This is a genomic window from Paenibacillus qinlingensis (genome assembly GCF_013204845.1).
GTDB classification, from domain to species: domain Bacteria; phylum Bacillota; class Bacilli; order Paenibacillales; family NBRC-103111; genus Paenibacillus_E; species Paenibacillus_E qinlingensis.
On sequence record NZ_JABMKY010000028.1, the window covers coordinates 26,292 to 51,584 of the forward strand.

The following is a 25,293-nucleotide window of genomic DNA, read 5'->3' on the forward strand; positions in this document are numbered from 1 at the left end:
AACAAAAAAATCCTCCTCGCTTTTCTGCTGAGGAGGATACTTCTATTGTTTAATGTCAATTAAGGATTATTTTCCTAACATCGGTTCACCAACAATGCTTCTATCGCCTTGCACATAGATTCGAAGGGCCTTCGTATCTTTGACATTGAGCTCCAACTCTGTGATTTGACCCCACTTCACTTTCAGTTCCTTCACCGTAACATTATGTTCATCCATGACCTTTACCTGCAAATCATCTTTAGTTAGGGTATCTGCCGCCCAAATCTTAGCTTTAAATTTATCGTATTGGAAATCCGTTGTGACCTCCAAATTGACCGAACGACTGCCTCCAGTCACATACCCATAGTTCAGTATAGTTCCGTCAGTGGTTGCCAACTCCTCTGGTGTTCTGCTTGCCAAGCGATACGTCGCATTCCCATTGTAAACAAATTCGGGTGATGCTTTGATGTAACTAATCGAGTTCGGAGCCACATTGCCACCTACTTCACCCAAGTAGGCCGTTTCCGTTTGAGGGTCCCAGGTAACTTGAATCCCTGCAGCTTCGGCTACCGCTCGCATCGGTAGATACGTTGAACCTCTGTATGTGATCGGAACAAGCTTGGTGCCGTCATCCTTGTCCGTCGGTTCAAAGGGCTTTCCGTTCAACATAACCTTGATACCTGTGTTCAAAAAGACTTTAATTTCCGTTAATGAACCTGCACCAAAGCTCATCTGCGTCAAAAAGAGAGTGAACATAACGGTTAGTGTAGAGATAACGATTCCTTTGTTTCGCAAACGTTTATTCATCTACGGTTCCTCCTTCGCTAGTTTAAGGGATGACAATTAGTGTTGCAGACATCGCTGGCAACTTCACGGAAAGACCTTGGTCTGTTCCTTGAACGGTTCCTGCTGGGGCAAGACGCTTTTGTGCATCAAATCGGTAGACAGATGCTGCCTCATTCAGCGATAAATCCGACTGCAGCTTGGCCTCACGCGGAGCAGTATCTTTATTGAACAGCAACACGTATTGCTTGCCTTGCGGCGATACAATCGTATAAGCGCCTATCGTATTCAGGTTGGAGCTCGTTGCGCTGACAACTTCACCTTCAATGCGGCTGCCTTGACCGTCATAATCCAAGTACAACTTGAACGCGTCCTCCAGTGGCGTATTGCCAAGAAGCGCTCCCCAACGCATGGCATAATCGACGCCTTCGCGAGCGAATAAGGCAAGCGCCTCAGCTTGCGCAAGTCCACTGCCAATACCTGTTCCGTCTCCGAAGTTATATTCGGAGATAGATAGCTTCATCCCCGGCGAGTTATTCGCAATGAGTTCATGCATCCGTGGTATCAGGTTCACGGGTTCTTGAATCCACGAGGACGGATCCGTGAAATTCGGATCGTACAACGACTTCAAGGAGTCAAAGCGTCGCTTCGTCATCAGTTTGGATTCATCGCTGGAGAAAGCTACATTATTTTCAGCTGGGTAATAGTGAATATCGAGCGTGTCGACCAATCGTTGACCAGTTTGCAGGCGATGATCCTCTACTTTGCCCAAAAACCACTCCAAATAAGGCTTGTTGTTATGATCTTCCATATCCTTGCCAGGTGAACAGCCATCCTTCGCCGAGTAGAAATACTCACACCAGCCCCAAGGAACAGGACCGAAGATATTAGCCTCTGGATCTGCCTGCTTAATCGCCTGAGCATAGTCTTGCGTATAAGTCCAAACCTCATCATAGGTTGTCATTTGCGGGTGAACATCCCAATGGGAATGCGGCCACAGCATAGGCTCATTATCGAGCGCATAGTTGTGCACATAAGAACCAAAGCGCTGTTGGAGATGCTGGACCCATCGCTTCACGAAATCAAAGCTGACCTGCTTGGACGTATCCCTAGGATCGTTGCCTGTCAAATAACTGCCATCCTTATTCCTCCCATTTCCGGCATCTTTGCGGCACCAAGCTTCGTGCCAATCGCACTCGTTGCCTTGTTGCGGGCCATACTTACCAATTGAAAAGCTCCAGCTCGTATCACGACTCTTCGGTGTCCAGCCAATCGTCGGTACCTGTAGCAAGACCTCTGTGCCCGTATTTTTGGAATCCTGAATGAATCGGTCTGACAAGGAACCGTTCGGCAGCTTTGACGGATCCGTGTTATCATTCGCAATGTTCAGGAAGTACCAGTCGCCGCCACGGTTCGTCGTATCGATTTCCCAGTTATAACGGGTCATCGCATTGCCGCCCCAGCGTTTGACTGGCACATTCATCGTGGAGTGCCCTTCCGAAGGGTTATCCTCGAAATTAACACCAAAAATACCAGGACTTAAGGCGCGACGCCCTTTCGTTGAGTCAATCGTTACTTGGACGGTTGGAAGCTCTGGATCAGGCAAGCTAACGACCGATGTGGTCTTCAGCATGTTAATGTCATCAAAATAGACCGTTCCTTGATCATGCTCGCCCCACGCCGATACGACAATGCCATCGAACGTTAGCTCACGGATACCTAGGTCAGCAAATTTCAGCTTAACCTCCGTCCATTGATTGGCGGGTACGCCATCTGGCAGCACGCTGTCGAGATTAAGCTCCCCGACGAAACTTCGATTGTCCATCAAGTTCACATGCAGCTTCTGTCCACCCACGGAGCCGCCGTGAACCTTCAACGTTAAGCCATAATAATGATCGAGATCCATCTTCGTATTGCGATGCAACCAAATACCGTCATACCCTTGGGCTAGAAAGGAAATGGACTTCGCTCCCGATGCTGTTGGCTGCACATTAGCGAAATTATTCGTTCCCCAACTCCACGTATCGTACCCCTCAGCCAATCCATCCTGATAGACAGCTTCAGGTGTGACTGGAACGACCTGTACGTACATGGAAGCCGATGCTGTGCCATAAACAGCAGTCAGCTTCGCTAAGCCACTTCCTGCAGCCTTCAACACACCTTTATCTACGGTGACAATCCCAGGATCGCTTGTGGTCCATATCGCTTGGCCGCTCACATCAGCACTGGTGTCATTCGAGTAACGAGCCTCATAAATAAGCTTGGCGTTGTCGCCAGGAGCTAGCACCATGCCGTATTGAGACAGGACGCCTTCCACCAATACGGGAGGCGCGACATACTTCTCTAGCAAGCGAATATCATCGAGATATACGGTACCTTGTTCACCTGCGCTTAAGCCGCTAAATAGCAAACCATCGAATAACTGATCCGTGATGTGCAGTTCCGGCAGCTGAAGCTGTACCTTTGTCCAGCCGTTGGCAGGAATTTTACCGCCTTCGATCAGACTGCCAATATTCACCCTCGCCGCAGCTTGACCGCCAGCGTTAAATACCAGTTCCAGCTGCTGTGCACCAGAGTCCCCTCCATTAATCCAGAATTCGAGGCGGTCGTAATCCTTCACCTGAACCGCTCCATTCCCCTTATACAGGTATAAGCCGCCTTGACCGCTTGGATTGAAAGAGATTGCTTTGGATCCCGTGTGAACAACAGATGAATCATTTAGATTATGCTGTGCCCAGCTGTAATCTTGAAAAACGTCACTCAGTTCATCTTCATAAATGTGCATCGCCGCTTGGCCGTCATGAACGGGGGGAGGCGCAATCTCCGAGATCCGCACTGTCGTCTCTGCGCGCGCTTGGCCATACACCACAGACAGCACCGATGTGCCAGCATTCAGCGCGCTAACCGTGCCATTAGCCACCGATGCAACGCTAGGATCTGACGAGCTCCAGATCGCACCCTGTGTCAAAGGAGCCGAAGTGCCGTCCGAATACGCTGCGTTTACCGCGATATTTCCTGTTTGACCCGTTAGCAAATTGAGACGGGACGGTGTTACAGAAATACCGGTGAGTACAACGGTATCCACTTTCTCCACGACACGACCTGTTAATGTTACATCATCGATGTACACCTCCGGCTGTTGACCCGCTGTCGTACCGCGAATGAGAATCCCATCGAATATGCCGTTTGGAATGTTCAGTTTATCTAGATCGATGGTCGCCTTCTGCCAAGTCCCCCCCTGAAAATAAGATTCGTTCAACGGGATGGAAGCGACCTGTTCCCCTCCAGCATTTAGGACTATCTCTAGCTTCTGGGCACTTGCACGCCCGCCGCTCAACCATAGTTCCAACACAGGGTAATCAGACACGCGAATAATGCGGTCATTATACAAATACAGCCCATCGTCATGATTCGGTTTCATACGAATGGATTGGCTGCCTGTATGAACCGTTTTTTTCTCCGTTAAGGTGTGGTTAGCCCAGCTGTAATCATTGAAGGAACTCCCAAGCTTATCGCCATATACCGTTAATTGAGCCGGCATACCTGCGGCTTTTGCTGTTGGCAGACTACCTATGTCGCCAGCTGTATTTGAACCAGCCAAAACAAGTGCTATAGCCAAAGTCAGCCTCACAGCAGCAGCTTTTTTAAATCTACGTTGTATCACCTTTCTACCTCCTCGTCTTGGATAACATTGCTAATGATGGCATGACGCTTTCTCGCGCTAATCCCATTCATTATCGACAATATCGCAAGGTAGAGGATAGAGACTTAGCTCCTGTATTTCCCCTGACCACGTAATGAATTACATAATAACTGGTCATGATTCCTACTATGACTTGTCATTACGTTCCCTATGTCCTGCTATTCAGATTGCCAGCTATGATATACTGTCCACATACTTATTATCGAAGGAGATCTCCTCGTTGAACGTGTTATACAAAGAACAAACCGCCCACCATGACATCTCCATTTATGACACTACTGCCTTTGCAGATGAAAAAGGGAGCTTTCGCATTTTAGAGTTTTCCAATCATGTCATGCAAGGTGCAATGGATTTGGAGCATCCAGATCGCATACTTTTCGAATATCCCCGAGCCATGGTTCACTTAATGAGCGTGAACGCGCCTAATTATGAACGTGTATTCCTCATCGGTCACGGGATTGGCACGATCGCTTCCCACCTGAAAGAGAAACGCTTCACCGTTGCGGAGTTGGATGAACATGTCGTGGCGCTGAGCAGGCGCTACTTCGGCTACAACCAGGACAATGTGCACATTGGAGATGGCAGGCAGCTCCTAAGTAACGAGCCTCCACGAACGTACGATTACATCCTTGTTGATGCTTTTACTGACAAGGGCACACCGCTGTCATTAACGTCATTAACCTTTTTCCAACTGGCTGGGGAAAAGCTCGAAAACGAAGGTGCTATCCTCCTGAACCTCATGGGAAAAGGTGAGCATGACCCGCTCCTTGCCGCCATTCATACTACACTTAGCGAAGTATTTAACTACGTTAAAGCATTCGCCCTGCCTTCCGAGGGACGCCGCGATCTGCAGAATATCATCTTAATGGGTCAAAATAAGCCGATCACCTGCCACATGCGCCATATGGCTGGCTTCGTCGAAATAGAGCCAGGCTATGGGCATATCCTGATGGATGAAGCTTAATTTCCTTTTTTTATTAGCCTGGGGGAGTTGTTTGCTTCCTATCGTTTATAATAAAATGTAAGAAGCCATAAATTCATATCAACAAAAAAGTTCAATAGAAAAGGTGTCATTCATGAGCATATTAAACGTAGAACGACTTAGTCACGGATTTGGGGATCGCGCGATCTTCAACGATGTATCCTTCCGCCTGTTGAAAGGCGAGCACATCGGACTTATTGGCGCAAATGGTGAAGGGAAATCCACCTTCATGAACATCATTACCGGCAAGCTGCAGCCAGACGATGGGAAAGTCGAATGGTCCAAGCGTATGCGCGTTGGTTACCTCGATCAACATGCCGTACTTAGCAAAGGCATGACGATGCGCGACGTGTTGAAAGGTGCCTTCCAGTATCTATTCGATATGGAACAAGAGATGAACGATATGTATGGCCGCATGGGCGACGTAACGCCTGAAGAGCTTGATCGTTTGCTCGAGGATGTAGGAACGATTCAAGATACGTTAACGAATCAGGATTTCTACATGATCGATGCCAAAATCGAAGAAACGGCCCGCGGTTTGGGTCTGACAGATATCGGCTTAGATAAAGACGTGAATGATTTGAGCGGTGGGCAGCGTACGAAGGTTTTGCTGGCGAAGCTTCTTTTGGAAAAGCCAGACATCCTGCTCCTCGATGAGCCTACGAACTATTTGGATGAGCAGCATATCGAATGGTTGAAGCGTTATCTGAATGAGTACGAGAATGCCTTCATCCTCATCTCGCATGATATTCCGTTCCTGAACAGCGTAATCAACTTGATCTATCACATGGAAAACCAAGCCTTGAATCGCTATGTCGGCGATTATGACCATTTCCTAGAAGTTCACGAAATGAGAAAATCCCAGCTGGAGTCCGCGTACAAACGCCAACAGCAAGAAATTTCAGAGTTGAAGGACTTCGTTCAACGTAACAAAGCGAGTGTTGCAACTCGTAACATGGCGATGTCCAGACAGAAGAAGCTCGACAAGATGGAAGTCATTGAGATTGCCAAAGAGAAACCGAAGCCGCAGTTCAACTTCAAAGAAGGACGTACGGCAGGTAAGCTCATCTTTGAAGCAACCGATCTAGTTATCGGTTACGATTCACCGTTATCCCGTCCGCTTAACCTGCGTATGGAACGCGGTCAGAAAATTGCCCTCGTCGGTGCCAACGGGATCGGGAAGACGACATTGCTGCGCAGCATTTTAGGCGAAATCCCAGCGTTGTCCGGTTCCGTGCATAAAGGTGAAAACCAACAAGTTGGCTATTTCCAACAGGAAATTAAAGAATCCAACAACAACACGTGTATTGATGAAGTGTGGAACGAGTTCCCCTCATTGAACCAATTCGAGGTTCGCGCGGCGCTTGCTCGCTGTGGACTAACGACCAAACATATCGAGAGCAAAATTGTCGTGCTCAGCGGTGGCGAGAAAGCGAAGGTCCGCCTATGTAAGCTGATCAACCGCGAAACCAACCTGCTCGTGCTCGATGAGCCGACAAACCATTTGGATGTCGATGCGAAGGAAGAACTGAAGCGTGCACTGAAAGCTTACAAGGGCAGCATCATCCTGATCTCCCATGAACCTGACTTCTATCGCGATGTCGTGACAGAGACTTGGAATTGTGAGTCGTGGACGACGAAAGTATTCTAATCCACACGTATCTTAAAGAGCTTGCCCCATCACGATGGGGCAAGCTCTTTATTTTAAGACAGGTTTTGCAAAATAGATTGACCCTACCTTACGCAGCATGTTACAATGAGCAGATCTCAGGTCCGTAGCTCAATGGCAGAGCAACCGGCTCTTAACCGGTAGGTTGTGGGTTCGACCCCCACCGGGCCTATATTGAATCCCCCTGCTATCCGCATTGGATCGCAGGGGGATTTTCTCATAGCAGCTTTAAACTGGACAAACTGCACTCTAGATGATACATTATGTATCAATAGAAGGATTCGTCCTCATCATCTCTGACCTGCCCGATACTCGGGAACGCATCCGAATGAAGCCACGGAAAGCGAGGAACCCTATGCTTGTTTTTCGATTCATGTTTAAGAGCAAACTGCTTGTATTGCTGCTCATTCTCTGCTTTTTGGACGCGTTATTCACCGATATCGGCTTGCAGCTAGCCCTCATTCAAGAGGCAAATCCGTTCATCCGCCATCTCTACGAATGGCACATCATCGCGTATTATCTCGTGAAACTTATATTCCCTCTTGCACTAATGCTCATATATCCCTATATTCGCCAGAAGTTGTGGGTTCAGCCCTGCCTAACCCTCACCGTTATCGTCTATGCAGCCGTCAATGTGTATCATTTCGTCTGGCTCTCCTATGGGCTAACGTACGTCGCTGGTTCTGCCTAGCCTATAGCGTTCGCAGCCCGTCCTATTAGGACGGGTGTTTTTATTTGGGCATAGACGCGGGGCTCCACGGCGGCGCTGGGGGGGCGCGGTTACGAGTACGAGTGCGGGTGCGGGTGGTACGCTGCCGCGACGTTTGAATTAACTGGAAAATATACAGCTAATTACGAGGAATTTCCTCTAAAAATCAATTTAACTGTAAAATATGAAGTTAATATCACCACTTTCTGCTCATATTGTCCAAATGCACTATATTAACTGTAGGTTTTCCATCTATTACAAATTTGATCGGAAAATCTCGACATTTAAATGTATAAAATCCAGTTATTTGCTGGAGCAACGTATACCCTTACAAAACTTCCTGCAATCCATAGCTGTACTTCTATTTCCACTTCCATTTCTACAATTAATCCCCCCGCTCTCTTCTATTCTCTTCTACTCCCCTTGACTTCACTCGACTTTATCTTGCTTCACTTTACTTCACTTTACTTCACTTTACTTCACTTCACTTACTTCACTTTACTTTACTCCCTACTACTTTACTCTTCCCCGCCAACTCTACTCGCAATCAGCATATCCCTACCTTTCATTAGAGCAAGCTTAGGGATATCCAAGTGATTCAAGGAACACACCACGGCTTATCTTGTGAACTTATAATTTCTCGCAAAAAATAGAGGCCCGATGCACGTCGACCATTCCATCGGTCAACATCACATCAGGCCTTTTGTCTTTTCACTTTCAACAGTCTACATGGTCATTGAGCTTCACTTAATACAATACCGGGACTATTGCCATGTCCAAGTATTGCGTCAATCTCATACTGAATTTGTCTCAGAATGTGTATGACTTCCTGTGGATGGATGCCATTCTCCAGTTCTTTCTCCATAGCGAGCACCCCCGCCACCAGCGCATCTGCGTAGAAATTCACAGCGATCCCTTTAAGGGTGTGAATCTTCCTTTTTACCGCAACAAGCTCCCCGCCATCTATAAACGGGATCAGCTGATCATAGAAGTTATGATAATCCTGCTTAAATCTCTCCAGCATATACTGGAAAATATGCAGCTTCTGATCAATATTCCGCAGTAATTGCTCCACACCTACACCTGGATATTGGTCCAACAAACTCAATTGATTCCATTTCCCTAACATATCTGTCAGCTGCCGTTCCGTAATCGGTTTAACGAGCAAATCATTCATGCCCAGCTTCAGCAGCTGCATGCGATCTTGCATAAGCATATTCGCGGTGAGTGCTACGATGGGCACGAGGTTCAAATGCTTGCGCTGCCTCAGCTTCTGTGTAGCCTCATAGCCATCCATCTCTGGCATATGTATATCCATGAGAATCAGCTTCCATGGCTGGCTGTCAGCCAATTCCAAAGCTTCAAGACCATTCTGTGCGATCACCGTATGATAGCCCAATTGCTTCAATTGCTCCGAAATGACGAGCTGATTGATCTCATTGTCTTCTACCACGAGAATGTTCCCTTTCGACTCCGTCCCCCGCTCCGCTTCCGCGTGAGTCATCAGCGTAGTTTCCGCTGCAATCGTTCGGATCTCCCTTTGAGCTAGTCCCTCGATAGCCAGCTTCAGATTCGCTCTACTTACTGGCTTCACAAGCACAACATCGGCTTGCAGTGCCTCTGGCAACTCTGACATCCATTCCCTGCCATCCAGTGTCGTATACGCAATGATCTGCGTACGTGAACGGTCAATAGGTGCGATCACTCGCTCTAACCCATCCTGATACTCGAGATCTTCCATTTGCATATCGAGAAGCACATAGTCAACAGGCGAGTCGTTCCATGCATCTTTCTCTAAAGCTGCCACCAATTCCGACGCTGTAGCTACGTGATCTGTCTGTAAGTGCATCGCTTCAAGTAATTCAGCGATATGCTTAGCAACAAGAGGATGATCTTCGGCAATCCGAATTCGCTGATTCTGACAAGAATTAGGATTCGGCAGCCCCCTATTTGGCTGCACGTCCTCTTCCGAACAAGCTTTCCCTAGCATTAAGTTGAAATAGAATCGACTTCCTTGGCCAAGGGTGGACTCCACTTGCAAAACACCACCCATGGACTGCACCAAATGTTGGCAGATGACAAGACCTAAGCCTGTCCCCCCATATCGCCGACTCATCGATGTATCTGCTTGTGAGAACGGAACGAAGAGCTTCGAGAGCTGCTCCTTAGAGATTCCGATGCCCGTATCCTCCATGGCAAACGAGAGTAAGTACCCCTCATCTGACTTTTCCTCTAGAGCGACTTTCAATCTCAAATAACCCCTCTTGGTAAACTTAATCGCATTATTCGTTAGATTAATGAGCACTTGCTCTAAGCGAAATGGATCACCACTGACGAGATCAGGCAGATCCTCCGACGTTTCGAGTATAATCTCGATTCGGTTCTTCCCTAGCGATACACTCGTAAGATCAGCTACCTTTTGGAGGGATGCCTCCAGAGAGAAATCTACCGTTTCTAGGGACATTTTACCCGCTTCAAGCTTCGAGAAGTCAAGAATATCATTAATCGTAGCAAGTAGAACGTTAGAGGATGAATCAATTTTGCTCAAATAATCCTGCTGAATGGTAGTTAGCTCTGTCCTTTGTAAAAGTAAAGATAAACCGATGATCCCGTTGAGCGGCGTTCGTATTTCATGACTCATCCTAGCCAAGAACTGACTCTTAGCCCTGTTAGACTGATCCGCTTCTTCGCGTTTCTTCAGATCCGTAATATCGTGGACCGTTCCCGTTACACCATCAATTTCCTTTTCATCTTCCGTGAATAGCGGTGACAACGTCACATTGTAGGCATGCTCGGACCCATCCGGATGGAGAAGGTGAATACCGAACTGTTGCGTTTTTCGCTGCAGAACGGTTTGTTCAAACCCTAGTTCCCATGTCTCCGGCTCGTCCATTTGGACCAATTCGGTTAGCAGCTTTCCTTTTACTTGGTCGGCATCCATCTGATACGTCAGATACATCTTACTATTGGACGAAGCAATCGTACCATCCAATCGAAATCGAAATATGAAGTCTTCTGAGTTTTCTACCAAGGTCCGATACTGTTCATCTCTTGTTCTTGCTTTAATCAAAGCAGCGCGTTGCTCCGTCACATCACAAGCAGAACCAATCAATTCAATGACATAACCATCTTTATAGACGGGCTGTAGACTGACTAGGATATTAAAGCCGTTATAGTCATATTCGTAATTGACACGTTCACCTTGCCATGCCTTTTCGTAATAGTGCTGTATACGTGCCAGAAAAGATTCATTAAATACATTCACTTCACTTATTTTCTTGCCAATAAACTGGCTTGGTTTCAGACCCAGCATCTGCAATAGCTGTCCTTCAATAACAATGTAAACGAATTCATCACGATGTTTATGGAGCTTAAACGTGAATCCAGGTTGAAAACGCAGCATATCCAGCAATTCTTCCTCGACCTGCCGGATCTGCCCTTTATATTCCCGATTTCGAAGTAAATACCGCATGAAGCAAGCGATTACAAAAACACAAATTAACTGATAGCTGATGTATTTCAGAATAACATCCAGTGAAGTCTTGAATACGAGCCATATCATGGCATAATAAAAAGCAAAAAAGAACGTAGACGCATACAGCCATCTCATCCAATACGCTTTTACTTGGGCAAATATGATGCCAGTTCCAGTAATCGCTGCAAGGCCAATAAAGAAAAGCGGCAAAGAAATCGCACCTTCCACGACAAATCTAGCTATCCACACACACGCAAACGTAATGAATAGAGAAAGCATTCCTCCCATATAGGCAGCTAGCAGCAAACCGACACCACGGAAATTCAAACTCACCTGTGGCGCCATTTGAATACTGAAATTCATCAAGACGACCACAAGCGCACCATGCGCCAAACCTATGTAGACTTTATGTAACCAAGTTGGCCTCTGATCAAGCTTCATGACAAGTAAGAAATGTTCCACAACTACGACAAAGACCGTTATTAACGCAAAATTGACAATCAAATCACGCAACAGAACAATCACCAACCCGTTTCTGACTCTAGTTCGGATACGCTTCTAACTTATCCTTCCTCATTCTATCATTTCATTTAGGCTAGTTGATACAACATTTCTTCAATATGTTTAACTTCCACTGGTTTGCTAAAATAATAGCCTTGCACGAAGCGGCAGCCATACTCGCGCAGCACCTGCAGCTCCTCTTCGGTTTCAACGCCTTCTGCGACCACAGAGAGGTTCAATTGCTTCGCCATCGATAGCATGGTACTCACAATGATTGCATTCACTTGGCCATGTTGTAAACCTTTAATAAAAGATTGATCTATCTTTATTTTATCCACCGGGAGGTCACGCAGGTAGCCAAGCGAGCTATAGCCTGTCCCGAAATCATCCATAGCAATGCGCAGTCCCAGCTCTTTGAGCTTCCCTAGTGTATCCGCAGCTAATCTGGCATCCACACTTAAGCTCTCTGTAATTTCAATTTCTAAGTACTTGGGCTCTAAGCCCGTTTCTTCCAGGATCGCTGCAATGATTCCGCTTAAACGACAATCGTTGAACTGCTTGCGCGATAAATTAACAGCTACAAACATGGGTGGCAAGCCCGCAAGCTGCCATTTCCGGTTCTGTCTACACGCTTCTCGCAGCACCCACTCTCCAATCTCGTGGATAAGCCCGCTTTCTTCTGCAATCGAGATAAATTCCGAAGGCGGGACAAAGCCGACATCACCATTGTCCCAGCGAAGAAGACATTCCATCCCAACAACACAGCTCGTACTAATATCAACAACAGGCTGATAGACAAGATTAAATTCTTTCTTCGATATCGCGTGTCGTAGATGCAATTCAATGTCCATCCGTCTCTGCAGCAAAGCGCCATTGATTAACGGAGCGCCAGGCTGCAAACTGTCCATATATCCGTCTGAGTGTATGGTTGCAGGATATACACCTTTAACACCGTTTTGAACGGCAAGCTTACAACGTTCGAGGAAGTAAGTGACAACCCCCTTCCCCTCCAAACCCGAAACTAACATTTCTTTATGGAAATAGTCGACTGCACCAAAACGCATCGCTTGGATCGTTTGAGCCGAGCCTTCTGATGTCAGTGTACTTAATATGATTACAGGAATAGGACTATGGTCCATGATTAACTGCAGTGCCGAAAGTCCCGATAAATCAGGCAAGTCCATATCAATGAGGATCAAGTCCGGTCTGTCACGAAACACACATGCTAGTGCAGCACTGCCATCTGCTACAACCTCTGACAGTATAAGCTGTTCATCCTGCTTTAATATGGTCGCAATGACCCCCTGCGTTCGTTCCAATCTACTCACTAATAGTACTCCATGCCTGCCTATCAGACTCATTTCCCCGCCACCTCTTCAAGCCATTCTTACTTATACTACCAGTATACTTTCCACTTATTAGGTTACTTACTTAAATCCTATGAATTTGACACCTTCTTTTCGCTAATATTTTACTAACATTTTTTTGAAATTCATAGATGAAAACGGTTTACTCTTAAAATTCGACAGCGTATAATAGAATTATTAGCTAAATATTAGCAACATCACTCACCTCATCACTTTTACGAATTTCAAATTAGAAAACTATGCGTTAGGGGGACCTTCTAATGGACAGAGTTCTATTAATTGAGGACGATGATATTATCGGTGAGATGATCTGCATGTATCTGAAGGAGGAAGATTTTTTAGTTCTCAGGTGCCACAATGGACAGGAGGGTCTAACGGCCTTACACAATTTCCAACCAGATCTGATTCTACTTGATCTTATTCTCCCAGACTTTGAAGGTACAGAGCTATGCAATTCCTTACGAGGACTAACACCTGTTCCGATTATTATCATCTCCTCTAATTCCAAAGTCAGCGAGAAAATCGAAGCCTTTACCGTTGGTGCCGATGATTATTTATGCAAACCATTCAGTATGCATGAAATGAAGGCCCGCATCCAAGTCCTATTACGCCGCTTCAAAAAGGAACTACCCGCTGAGCAGCAACTTGCTACTCCTACCCCGATACGCCAACGGATAACCGTTCCCGCCATGGAGCTCCAAATTAATTTAGAGAAACGAACCTTGCACGTACGAGGTGAATCGATCGAAATGACTTTCTCTGAGTTTGAGCTCATTCGATTGCTAGTTGAACATCCTGAACGGGTATATCGTCGCGAAGACCTGATCAATGCTTTACGCGGATTCGACTCCTACATAAATGAGCGGGCGATTGATGTACATATTACGAATTTGCGCAGGAAAATCGAGATCAATCCCAAAGAGCCAAAATATATCAAGACCGTATGGGGCGTAGGCTATAAATTTGTCATCTAAGCCAATTACATATTGACCCGATCCAGGATTGGATAGGGTCTTATTTTTTTGTTTCTTTATTTAAAAAAATAGTAAAAAATGGGTTGACCTTCCAGTGGTATTCCGTTATCATTTGAATTCTGAACACCGCTGCCGCGGTAACTATAACTATGTAACTTACAGGTGAGGTATTCGTATGCACAATGATAAGTACATGAGGAAACTAGGTACGTTAGGTCGAGGGAACAACGAATTATCTGATTTGTTAACTGACAGCACTGAGCACACTGAGTATGAAAAAAAAGAAGATCATTTAGTCGCTTTGAAGAAAGCTGTCTGGGCTGCAGCAATCCCGGACCATCTCGATATCATTCATGTGGGGGAACAGCACATTCATATCTTCAGTTCCTCGGTTGAAGCACCCTATGTCATTCCCAACGGCATCCTCGATCTGAATCATCAATTCAACTTAAAGAAAGCTCCCAACCAAAGGCAGATCGCACTGTGTATCAAATGGCTGTCTTGTCGGCTTCCACCCACCTTACAGACTTTCGCTTGTATCGGCAGAGGACTCCATGCCCTGCAACACTCACCCATTGAGCTTGAACAGGACCTCTATTGCTTACGCGAGGATTTCCTTCTTTTTGCGCAACAAATAGCCCTCCAAGAGATTCATACCTTATCTGCTGAATACCCTGCCAAGCCCGATTGGTTACAGGAAGTTGTTGCCTTGCACTGTGTTATTCTAGCAGGATTGTTCAAATCAGGTGCCTCCAGATTCATGCCGCATCCGTTGTAATCCACTTCCTTAACGGAACTAATCGAATTCAATATGAGGAATATGCGTGATAAAGTCACTGGACACAGTGGCTTTTTATTACGTACACGCATCCTTTACAAGACCATTTAAGCTATTGGATCAAGCAAATATATCGAGATTTGTATTTTCCGTTCTATTAGTTAGGCACGCTAAATATGAGTAGGGATTATTACCTCTATTTACTTGTTATCTTTGATTGGGAGAGGGGGCAATGAAGATGAAAGTTCAACAACTTGTTGAAGGTGTTTATCTGTTACCACTTGGGACCGTTAATGCGTACTTCATCCAAGCGGAGGATGGTCTTATTCTGATAGACACCGGCACGCCAGGAAGTGCTCCCCAAATTTTGGAGGGAATTCAAGCCATTGGCCACAAGCCGTCTGACTTGAAAACCATTCTACTGACGCATGGTCATCCTGACCATGTAGGTGGTACAGCTGCACTGAAGCGCGAGGTTCCGCAAGTAAAGATCTATATCAGCGAAGTGGATGCGCTGATCGTAGAGAAGGGGCAGCCGCAGCGACCGCTGACAGCAACGCCTGGACTGATGAATAAACTGTTGTTCCGTTTATTCATCAAAGAAACGCCGATAGAAACCTTTCCTATCGACGGCTATCTAAAAGCGAATGACACGCTTGACTTCGCTGCTGGTTTGCAAACGATCCCTGCTCCCGCGCATAGCGCAGGGCAACTGGCCTTGCTGCTGCCGAAGCAAGGCGGCGTGATGTTCGCCGCGGATGCAGCGGCGAATATGATGGGCCTTGGCTGGAGCATCGGCCACGAGAACTTCTCGCAAGCGAAGCAGGACTTGATACGCCTAGGGAAGGCGGAGTTCAACGTCGCTTGCTTTGGCCATGGCAAGCCTTTGCTCGCGAAGGCTTCGCAAACGTTTCGAGCCAAATGGGCGTAGTTTGGTGGATCAGAGGAGTTAGTCGATTATTTCGACTAGCTCGGGCCAAATTACTCCCCCGGCGCCCTTTAGTCCGATTTTGCCGAATTAATCCCGCTACGCGCGTCCATACATCTTAGTTAGTCCGAAATTGCCTAACTAAATCGCCCCAAACGACCCTCAAGCTAGGAAAACGGAGAAATAGTTCGGTAGAATCGGACTATTTCACCGTTTTCACAAGAACTCCCCGGTTTAGTTCGGGAAAATCGGACTACAACGAGGGTTTCAACAAATAAAACAGACCGTCCACAAGTAGACTTATCTACTTTACAGGACGGCCTGTGTACACTCACTCACTCTTTCTTCTTTACCTTGATCGAAGCCAGTGTTGCTCCCTCGGGCACAACGTGTCTTCTCGATTTGGACAAACCGATTCGCTGTGACGTGTATATCCCTGAGTGGCCGGAGAACAAATAGCTCACGATGCACGCCATGAACATGTAGAGGATCCCCTCGGAGCCGAATAACTCAACGCCCATGATGAAGCAAGCTAGCGGGGTGTTCGTCGCGCCACTGAATACAGCGATTAGCCCTAGCGCCGCTAAGAATGGCGCAGAAAGGCCCAATAAATCAGCTAGCGAATTGCCCAGGGTGGCACCAACAACGAACAGCGGGGTTACTTCCCCGCCGAGATAACCAGCGCCGAGCGTGAGCGCGGTGAATACCGTTTTCCACAAGAAGGCGAAGTGAGCTACCGGCTCTTCAAAAGCTTGCTGCAGTAAAGGGATGCCCAGCCCCAGATAGTCCCTCGTTCTGAATACCGCAACAAGCGCGATAATGACAAGGCCGCCGACAAAGGCTCGCAATACTGGGTTCGCGAATAGCCGCGTGTACAGCTTTTTCATCCCATGAGTAAGCTCGCTAAAGAGGATACTAGCTAATCCGAAAAGGATCGACGCCAACACAACCTTGAGTATAACCCCTGTGGATAACTCTGGTACGCTCCCCATGGCATAGTGAATATGTTGTATCCCCCAGGCTAGGGTAACGAGATGCGCTACCAAGCTGGCAATAAAGCATGGGATCAGCGCCTGATACCTCACCATTCCAATGGCGACCACTTCCAAGCCGAAGACGGTTCCGGCAAGCGGTGTCCCAAAAACAGAGCCAAACCCGCTGCTGATGCCGCACATGAGCAAAATTTTGCGATCCGCCTCGTCCACACGGAAGATACGCCCTATCCACTCAGCGAAGCTTCCCCCCATTTGCACAGCTGTCCCTTCACGACCTGCTGATCCGCCAAATACGTGCGTGACCAGCGTCCCCATGAGCACCAGTGGAGCCATACGAAAAGGAATCGCTTCCTTCCCTCCGTGCAGCTGTTCTAGGATCAGGTTATTCCCCCGGCCTGAATTTTTGCCCATTTTCAGATAGATATAAGCCATCAGCGCCCCGCCTAGAGGTAAAAGGAACAACAACCATGGGTGGTTCATTCGCTTCTCGGTAACAAGATCTAAGCTGGCTAGGAACAGCGCCGAAGCTGAACCTGTCACAATCCCCACTAGACTTCCATAGAAAATCCATTTAATAAATGAACCTATTAATGCAACATGCATGAATGCAGCGGCGTGTGCAGCGAGTGCCCTTAGACGATGTTTCAACGTTAATTCTCACCCCTCATTGAAAGGCCTAGTGTTACAGTGGTCCAACTCGATCCATCAGAAGCTTGCTTTCCGCGTTCAAGCCAATTATCGTGACCGTCTTATTAATTTGTTCGTATCTTTGCATGGCTTTGGCAATCGCCGTCACGGCCGAATGATCCCATACATGAGAAGCGCTAAAATCGATAACGATTGCTTCCGGGTCATTTTTATAATCGAAAAGCTCTACAAAATGCGCCATCGTACCGAAGAACAGCTGTCCCGTTATCCGATACACTTTGGAACCATTCTTCTCTATACTGGCATGAGCCTTAATTCTTGCAGATCGCCAACCATAGACCAATGCACTCAAAATCACACCAGCTACAACGCCTAAAGCCAAGTCGGATGTTGCCAAAACGACGGCGACCGTCACGATCATAACCAAGGCATCGCTCCGCGGAATTCTAGCTAACGTCCGCAGTGAACGCCAATCGAAGGTCCCTATCGATACCATGAACATCACGCCAACTAGCGCTCCCATCGGAATTTGCCGAACGACATCACCAAGAACAAGAATAAGGAATAGCAGAAACACCCCGGATACGAACGTCGATAACCGCGCTCTCCCTCCGGATTTCACGTTGATAACCGTTTGCCCGATCATCGCACACCCTGCCATTCCACCGAACAACCCTGAGACCACATTCGCGATCCCTTGGCCTTTGACCTCTTTATTTTTATCACTTTTCGTTTCCGTCATCTCATCTACAATCGTGGCCGTCATCAGTGATTCCGTCATACCAACAACTGCAAGGGCTAAGGAGAACGGCAGCATGCGCCAGATGAGCTCAAAGGACAAATCAATTTGTGGAATATGGAAAAATGGCAGCTCTTGTGTGATTTTGCCCATATCTCCAACGGTTCGAAGATCTAGATGCAGACTCATAGCAATGATCGTCATAACAACAATAGCCACTAAGGGTGAGGGCACTGCCTGCGTGAATCGCGGCAACACATAAATAATAACCAGCGTACCAGCAATCATCAGGAGCATTTGCCAATTCGCCCCTTCAAAACTGGGGAACTGCGCCATGAAAATAATGATCGCCAAGGCATTCACGAATCCCGTCATGACCGAATGGGGGATAAAGGTAATGAATCTGCCCCATTTCAAAAGCCCCATCACATACTGGAGAACGCCGGTAAGTATCGTCGCGGCAAATAAATACTCGATACCGTATTTTGCCACGACAGGACCCATTAACGAAGCCATAGCGCCAGTTGCTGCCGAAATCATCCCTCTGCGACCGCCTACTATGGAAATCGTCACAGCAATACAAAAAGAGGCATACAGCCCCACCATCGGGTCTACGCCCGCTAAGATCGAAAAGGCGATAGCCTCGGGAATTAGCGCTAAGGCGACAGTTATCCCCGCGAGTACATCCTTCCGGACGTTGGAGAACCACGCCATTTTAAACCTATGAACCAACAACCTAGCACCACTCCTTCTTCGTGTTTCTTGACCTTTCAGTCTCAGAAAAGTCGGGTCCGTTCGTCAACTTGTCTCATTATACACAAATGTTCGACATCCCTCTAGATCAAAAATAAAAAGCACAGCACACTCCAAAGGAGTGCACTGTACTTAACCGAGAGGCTTCTATTTGTCTTACGATGCGTGTACTGGTTTGTGATTTGTCACAACTTCTGTTTCTTCTTCCTCCGCTTGACCTACACGTTTGATGAAGAAGGACAGCACCAAGCCGACAACCGCGATTCCAATAATAACTAAATAAGAATCATTAATCCCCTGAATGGATGCTTCTTTAATCATATCCTTCGTAGCAGTCGCCGTTTTACCTGCGGTCATTAACTCGATGACATGAGATTTGGTTCTAGTTGTCATAACGGTAATCAATAGTGCCGTACCAACGCCGCCAGCCACTTGCTTAATGGTATTGGATATCGCAGTACCGTGCGCATTCAGCCTTGCAGGCAATTGATTGAGCCCCGCCGTCGTGATCGGCATTAAGAATAGTGCCATACCAAATCGACGTCCTGTGGACATGAGAACTAGGTACGTATAACTTGTGGAATCCGTCAAATTGATGAATCCAAGCGTGGTTATGATCGTAATGACCATCCCGATAATGGACAACCACTTCGCTCCGAATTTATCGAACAGCTTGCCAGCTATTGGCATCATTAAGCCCATAAGCAATGCGCCAGGAAGCATAAGAATACCAGACTCTAACGCCGTATATCCGCGAGCATTTTGCAAATACAGCGGAAGCAACATCATATCCGCGTACATAACCATGGTTACTGCGATATTGATTAAAGTGGTCAAAGTAAACATGTTATGTTTAAATGCCCTAAGATCTAGTAATGGTTCTTTGATAACCAGTTGTCGCCATGTAAACAAAATTAATGCAACTACACCTACAATAATAGATAAGATAACTTCTGCGCTTGACCAACCTTTGCCACCAGCACTACTAAAGCCGTACAGAAGGAAACCGAATCCGATCGTTGAAAGGATGGCACCCCACATATCAATTTTGGGATATTGACGTTCAGATACATTTTTCAGATAGATAAAAGCGACGGCAATCACGACAACAACAATTGGAATAATACCGTAGAAAAGAGTACGCCACGAATAGTGTTCCAAAATATAACCAGCTAGAGCAGGACCTACGGCAGGAGCAAAAATGATAGCCAATCCAACCATTCCCATTGCTCCTCCACGCTTTTCTGGAGGGAAGATCGTTAAAATAACATTCATCAGAAGCGGCATGATAATACCTGCCCCTGCTGCTTGAATCAGACGACCCGTCAACAACATCTCAAAACCTGGCGCCACGGCGGAAACAATGGTACCGATGAGGAAAATAATCATCGACGCTTGGAATAGCTCCCGCGTCGTAAAGCGTTGCATGAGGAACGCTGTTATCGGAATCAACACACCGTTAACCAACATATAACCAGTGGTCAACCATTGTCCTGTTGAAGCGGCAATATTGAATTCGATCATGAGTGGCGGTAAGGCAACGCTCATAATCGTCTGATTCAGAACGGCAATGAATGCCCCCAGAATCATGACAAACAAAAGGGGACCTTTCTTAATAGAACTAGGATCAAATGCAGTAATTTTACTCATATCATTATTCCTTTCAAATTCAATTTCTAACTAATTGACAATGTGTTGTATAATAAACTTGATGTAAATAGTATTATAGTCATCAAACCTCATGTTCACAAGCAACAGCTTTTTTATAAATGTTTATTAGTTAACAGTTTTAATGAATTTGTCGTCTACCCCTTACATAATCCACAAATCAAGTCGAAATTGTCGTATATCCTATTAAGGAAGAAGGAACTGATTACTTATGACAAGCAAATTACAACGAACAGATCCCCGCGTGCTTCGTACAAGGCTTTTGATTCGAGAAGCATTTATTGAATTACTTCAGGAGCTTGATGTTGAGAAAATTACCGTGAATCGTATTGCGGAGCGAGCAACGATTAATCGCGTTACCTTCTATCTTCATTATCGAGATATTCCAGATATGATTGATAAGTTAGCTGAGGAAATGATTAATGAAATCCATAGTATATTGAAGGAAGCACCAGATCCACCTGGTTTCAATATTCAGATCATCCTGAATATGCTTGAGCATATCGCGGAAAACTCCAATTTCTATAAGGTACTTCTTGCTTCCAAGCGCATTCCTGTATTCACGGAACGGCTCATGAAGTTGATCGCTGATTTTATCACGAGTCGAATGGACAAGTTAGAGGCTTCGTCCTCTATAAATGTGAAGGTTAAGAGGGATATCGCCATCTGGTACGGCTCCTCAGCCATCATTGGCACGATCGTCTTCTGGCTTCGCAATGATTTGCCTTACACACCAGAATTCCTGGCTTTACAGCTTGCAGAGCTCCTGCATCTGCCCAAACCGGAATAATCCTGCAACCACGCGGGCATATTAGTTGCTATCCAGGTTAGCAAAAAAGGAGCGAACCAGAAATCGGTTCGCTCCCCTACATGCAATTGCAATCTTGTTACTTCTTCATCGTTTTATAAGCGTCGCTAATCTCTTTGTCGTAATCTTTTCCTCCAGCTCTTTCCCAACTGCCAAGCATCTCCGCATACGTTTTCTCGAAGTCCGCAGATATAATCACTTTAGAGATCCCTTCATACAGGCTTTTCTCGATGACTGCTACGGTTTTCAGGGCTACAGGCCGAGGTGAGTCAATCACTGTGTTCGGTTTGCCGAATTTCTTGAAAATATCATAGTAAGTAACGAATGAATTGGCATATTCTTCTCGCTGCTTTTCGTCCGGAAGTGAAAGTGCTACTGACTTAAGGAGTTGTTCTTTGTTTAATGCAGGTCCCCCTTGCTGAACAATGGCAAGATCTCCCGCCAGAGATACCCACGTAGTTTTCTTGTTCAGTTCAGGATCAATCTGGACTTTAACTCCACCGTCATCCTTCCAGTTTACTCCCTCGATTCCGCTTTGTACGGTCGCAAGATTCTTCGGTTGAACCATCCAGTTCAGATACTTCATAACAGCATCCGGGTTCTTACTGGATTTCGGAACAGCCACAAGCATAGAGAAATCCGATACTTTTGACATAAGCTGAGATCCATCCGGACGTTTAAATGGTTCTACAGGTACCCAAGTTGCGGTTGGGACCGACTTACGTGTAGCCACATTCATGTTCCAAGGTGTGTCGTTGGAATCGACGAAACCGGCAACACCACTGTTAACTTGTTGCGTAAATTGCTGCGAGTTCACATCGGTGACGAATTCCTTGGAGATCAGTCCTTCTTTGTACACTTTGTTCATCCATTGGTAATAGGCTTTTCCTTCAGGCGTAGCAACGGAAGATGTGAAGACACCATTCTTATAGTTGCCATCTGGCGCATAGAACTGATTACTCGGACCGTCCATATTGACGCCGAAGCCAAACATGGGACCATAGTAGAAGGCTTTCATCGATTGGTTAATCGCAGGGAGAGCCCATGGGATCACTTTGTCTTTCCCTACGTTGCCTGGGTCTTTCTCTTTAAAAGCTTTCAATACCTGATAGAGTTCTTCGTTCGTAGTCGGATTCTTCATCCCTAGCGCATCAAGCCAGTCTTTACGAATCTTCATGTTAGGACCGGAATACGTGTTTGCTTTCAGGGCAGGAATCGCATACCGCTTACCTTTGTACATACCCACTTGGTCAAGCGCGACTTTGTTATTCTTTATCAAGTCTGGATATTTGGCTAGATACGTATCCAGCTCCCATAATCCACCTTGTTCAGCGAATTTGAAGATTGTGTCCATGGAGTAGGTTAAAATAAGGTCAGGTGCTTCGCCGGAAGCCATCCACACATTCAATTTCTCCGATTCCTGCGCTCTAGGCAGGGAAACGAATTCCACGTCCAGACCAATCTTCTTCGTTTCATCAATGACGTATTTAATAATCGAGTTATTGCCCAGGTTCTGACCCTCTGGCGCATTCGCGCGGTCCCACAAGGTGACACGAATTTTGGCTGGTTTTTCAGGTTCTTTACTTGGTGCTGCTGAGTTACTGCCACTAGGTGAAGTTGTTGCTGTGCTAGCCCCGTCATCCTTGTTGGAGCAAGCAACCAAGAAACCCGAAAGCATGAGCATAGCCGTCAAACTTCCTAATACCCCTTTTTTAAACACCTTTACCATACTGCTTCCTCCCTAGTATTCATTTGCAGACCTACTCGTTGAACTGGGATTTCACCCATATCTTGTTGAGATAACACTTTACTTAAGCGCTTGCATTGTAAATATAGGCGCTTTCATGCTGCGTTTCTATTCGATAATTTTGACATTTTGATAGTTTTTTTGATATTCAGCTTATTCTTTATCCTTTAACAGATCCGAGGAACGACCCCTTTACAAAATACTTTTGCAGGAAAGGGTAAACGATGAGAATCGGTACAGTCGCGAAGACAATCGTAGCTCCCTTCAGAGACTCCTCAATGACGTTGAGATTATCCAACGATTGCATTGTTTCCAAAGAGGTATCCATCTGGGCAAGCAGCAAAATGTTCCTCAGTTTCACCTGTAACGTATAGAGCGCTGAATCGTCGATGTACAAGACTGCTGCAAAGTAGGAGTTCCAATGACCGACCGCATAAAACAGAGAGATCGTTGCCAATACGGCACCAGATAGGGGAAGGACTACCTGTGCTAAGTATCGCAAATTGCCGCAGCCGTCCATGACGGCCGCCTCGCGCAGCTCTTCAGGGAGATCCTGAAAAAAGGATTTCATGATAATAACGTTAAAGGCGCTGATTAAACCTGGAAGCATTAACGCCCATAAGCTGTTTAACAGTCCTAGCGACTTGATCAACAAGTAACTGGGAATCATACCGCCACTGAAAACCATAGTCACAATCATGAAATTCATAAAATATTTGCGGCCCTTCAAATCCTTCCTAGAAAGGGGATAAGCCGTTGTGATCGAGAATAACATGTTCAGTACAGTACCAACTACCGTGATATAGATCGTTACACCTAACGATCTGATAATATTGGAATCTGTGACGACCGATTTCATCGCATCAAGCTGAAAATCTACAGGCCAAAGCACCACTTTACCCGTCTGAATGGCATGGCTGGAGCTAAAGGCATTAGCTAACGTATTAATGAAAGGAAATATACAAATGAAGGTAAATAGGATGAGCAGCGTATAATTAACGATGTTAAAGCTGACGTCCCATCCTGAATACTTGCCGAATAAGCTGCGTCTATTTCCATGTTTGTGTGCAGTAGCCGCCATATCTCTACTCTCCTACTCATTCGAATTTTACCAAAGTCCTTCCTTACCCAGACGCTTGGCAAAATAATTCGCACCAAGCACAAGAATAAGATTAATGATGGATTGCGACATCCCGATGGCCGTCGTAATGCCGAATTGTCCCTGCTTAATCCCCGAAGAATAAACGTATGTGCTGATTACCTCCGAGATATTGGTAACAACAGGATTCTGCAAGGCAAAAGGATGCTCGAAACCGATAGAAACCATATGACCGATATTGAGAATCAGCAGGATAATAACCGTTGGCATAATTCCCGGCAGCGTAATATGCACGATTTTCTTCCATCTGCCTGCACCATCCATAACAGCTGCTTCGTACAAAGAAGGATCGATCATCGTCATCGCTGCAAGATAAATAATCGTTCCCCATCCCGCTCCTGCCCATACGCTGGACAAGGTGTAGACGATGACCCACCAGGTCTCCTCGATCATGAAATAGATTTCTTCCATCCCAATGAATCTCATCATACTATTGATGATCCCATATTTCGGGGATAGGAGATTATAAATAATCCCGCCCATGATGACCCATGACATAAAGTGAGGCAAATACAGAAGCGATTGCGATATTTTCTTGAAATATTTCGCTCTGATCTCATTCAGCATCAACGCCAGAATAATTGGAGCTGGGAATCCCACGATGAGACCCAGCACATTAAGTAGCAGCGTATTGCGGACGATCCTATAGAAATCCTGAATCTGCAGCATCTCCTTGAAATGATGCAGGCCTATCCAGTCCGAATCGAAGATGCCTTTGAAGATGTTATAATCCTTAAAAGCAACGACAAGCCCGAACATAGGAATATAACAAAATACAAAGAAGAAGATAATGCCCGGGACAAGCAGTAAGTACAAATCGTAATTTTTAAAGAGCTCTTTGGTAAAAGCGTTTCTCGGTTTACGGTCCGTCTGTGCAATTACATGCTGTTTCTGAGATTGTACTTCCATACCCTTGCTCCTTTCTCCA

The 25,293-nt window shown here is 46.1% G+C and carries 17 protein-coding genes and 1 tRNA gene; 8 read left to right on the plus strand and 10 right to left on the minus strand.

All coding sequences use genetic code 11. The annotated features are described in order from the left end of the window. Positions 1 to 66: 66 nt before the first annotated feature. Positions 67 to 786, minus strand: coding sequence for a stalk domain-containing protein (locus tag HQN88_RS31790; RefSeq protein WP_173119872.1), 720 nt, complete (start codon positions 784 to 786; stop codon positions 67 to 69). 22 nt (positions 787 to 808) lie between these two features. Beyond that, the gene (locus HQN88_RS38515; RefSeq protein ID WP_173119874.1) at positions 809 to 4,426 is read right to left on the minus strand and encodes a glycoside hydrolase family 44 protein; all 3,618 of its coding nucleotides are present in this window, start codon (positions 4,424 to 4,426) and stop codon (positions 809 to 811) included. 259 nt (positions 4,427 to 4,685) lie between these two features. Between HQN88_RS38515 and HQN88_RS31800 the strand changes: the two genes are divergently transcribed. The 4 genes from HQN88_RS31800 (at position 4,686) to HQN88_RS31815 (ending at position 7,807) form a co-directional block, all read left to right on the plus strand. Next, positions 4,686 to 5,429, plus strand: a complete 744-nt coding sequence (locus tag HQN88_RS31800) for a spermidine synthase (RefSeq protein ID WP_246320575.1) — start codon at positions 4,686 to 4,688, stop codon at positions 5,427 to 5,429. 112 nt (positions 5,430 to 5,541) lie between these two features. Then, complete coding sequence (locus HQN88_RS31805; protein WP_173119878.1) at positions 5,542 to 7,098, plus strand: ABC-F family ATP-binding cassette domain-containing protein; 1,557 nt, start codon at positions 5,542 to 5,544, stop codon at positions 7,096 to 7,098. A 118-nt stretch (positions 7,099 to 7,216) separates the two neighbouring features. Continuing rightward, positions 7,217 to 7,288, plus strand: a tRNA-Lys gene (locus tag HQN88_RS31810). A 156-nt stretch (positions 7,289 to 7,444) separates the two neighbouring features. Then, entirely contained in the window at positions 7,445 to 7,807 is a 363-nt protein-coding gene (locus HQN88_RS31815; protein ID WP_173119880.1) for a DUF5658 family protein, read from the plus strand. 751 nt (positions 7,808 to 8,558) lie between these two features. Here the strand turns inward: HQN88_RS31815 and HQN88_RS31820 are convergent. Further along, positions 8,559 to 11,813 carry a response regulator gene (locus tag HQN88_RS31820; protein WP_173119882.1) on the minus strand — a complete coding sequence of 1,085 codons (3,255 nt, stop codon included), beginning with the start codon at positions 11,811 to 11,813 and terminating at the stop codon, positions 8,559 to 8,561. A gap of 77 nt (positions 11,814 to 11,890) precedes the next feature. After that, complete coding sequence (locus HQN88_RS31825; protein WP_173119884.1) at positions 11,891 to 13,129, minus strand: EAL domain-containing protein; 1,239 nt, start codon at positions 13,127 to 13,129, stop codon at positions 11,891 to 11,893. Between the two features lie 299 nt (positions 13,130 to 13,428). Here HQN88_RS31825 and HQN88_RS31830 point away from each other — a divergent pair, with 299 nt between their 5' ends. From HQN88_RS31830 to HQN88_RS31840, 3 genes are all read left to right on the plus strand, one after another. Then, a complete protein-coding gene (locus HQN88_RS31830; protein WP_171637030.1) occupies positions 13,429 to 14,142 on the plus strand; it encodes a response regulator transcription factor in 714 nt (237 codons plus the stop codon). Positions 14,143 to 14,317: 175 nt separating this feature from the next. Beyond that, entirely contained in the window at positions 14,318 to 14,920 is a 603-nt protein-coding gene (locus HQN88_RS31835; RefSeq protein WP_173119886.1) for a hypothetical protein, read from the plus strand. Positions 14,921 to 15,158: 238 nt separating this feature from the next. Next, positions 15,159 to 15,851, plus strand: coding sequence for an MBL fold metallo-hydrolase (locus HQN88_RS31840; RefSeq protein ID WP_173119888.1), 693 nt, complete (start codon positions 15,159 to 15,161; stop codon positions 15,849 to 15,851). 332 nt (positions 15,852 to 16,183) lie between these two features. On the opposite strand, the gene HQN88_RS31845 is transcribed toward HQN88_RS31840, so the two are convergent. The 3 genes from HQN88_RS31845 to HQN88_RS31855 all read right to left on the minus strand — a co-directional run bounded on the left by HQN88_RS31845 (position 16,184) and on the right by HQN88_RS31855 (position 20,633). Continuing rightward, positions 16,184 to 17,446: a voltage-gated chloride channel family protein gene (locus HQN88_RS31845; protein WP_173119998.1), complete on the minus strand. Its 1,263-nt coding sequence runs from the start codon at positions 17,444 to 17,446 to the stop codon at positions 16,184 to 16,186. A 79-nt stretch (positions 17,447 to 17,525) separates the two neighbouring features. Beyond that, positions 17,526 to 18,962, minus strand: a complete 1,437-nt coding sequence (locus tag HQN88_RS31850) for a SulP family inorganic anion transporter (RefSeq protein ID WP_420794169.1) — start codon at positions 18,960 to 18,962, stop codon at positions 17,526 to 17,528. A gap of 177 nt (positions 18,963 to 19,139) precedes the next feature. Beyond that, the gene (locus tag HQN88_RS31855) at positions 19,140 to 20,633 is read right to left on the minus strand and encodes a DHA2 family efflux MFS transporter permease subunit (RefSeq protein ID WP_173119890.1); all 1,494 of its coding nucleotides are present in this window, start codon (positions 20,631 to 20,633) and stop codon (positions 19,140 to 19,142) included. A gap of 229 nt (positions 20,634 to 20,862) precedes the next feature. Here HQN88_RS31855 and HQN88_RS31860 point away from each other — a divergent pair, with 229 nt between their 5' ends. Next, positions 20,863 to 21,441: a TetR/AcrR family transcriptional regulator gene (locus HQN88_RS31860; RefSeq protein WP_173119892.1), complete on the plus strand. Its 579-nt coding sequence runs from the start codon at positions 20,863 to 20,865 to the stop codon at positions 21,439 to 21,441. Positions 21,442 to 21,538: 97 nt separating this feature from the next. Here HQN88_RS31860 and HQN88_RS31865 read toward each other — a convergent pair whose 3' ends face one another. The 3 genes from HQN88_RS31865 to HQN88_RS31875 all read right to left on the minus strand — a co-directional run bounded on the left by HQN88_RS31865 (position 21,539) and on the right by HQN88_RS31875 (position 25,274). After that, positions 21,539 to 23,188, minus strand: coding sequence for an extracellular solute-binding protein (locus tag HQN88_RS31865; protein WP_173119894.1), 1,650 nt, complete (start codon positions 23,186 to 23,188; stop codon positions 21,539 to 21,541). A 178-nt stretch (positions 23,189 to 23,366) separates the two neighbouring features. Next, positions 23,367 to 24,287 carry a carbohydrate ABC transporter permease gene (locus tag HQN88_RS31870; protein ID WP_173119896.1) on the minus strand — a complete coding sequence of 307 codons (921 nt, stop codon included), beginning with the start codon at positions 24,285 to 24,287 and terminating at the stop codon, positions 23,367 to 23,369. A 27-nt stretch (positions 24,288 to 24,314) separates the two neighbouring features. Beyond that, a complete protein-coding gene (locus tag HQN88_RS31875; RefSeq protein WP_173119898.1) occupies positions 24,315 to 25,274 on the minus strand; it encodes an ABC transporter permease in 960 nt (319 codons plus the stop codon). Positions 25,275 to 25,293 lie beyond the last annotated feature (19 nt).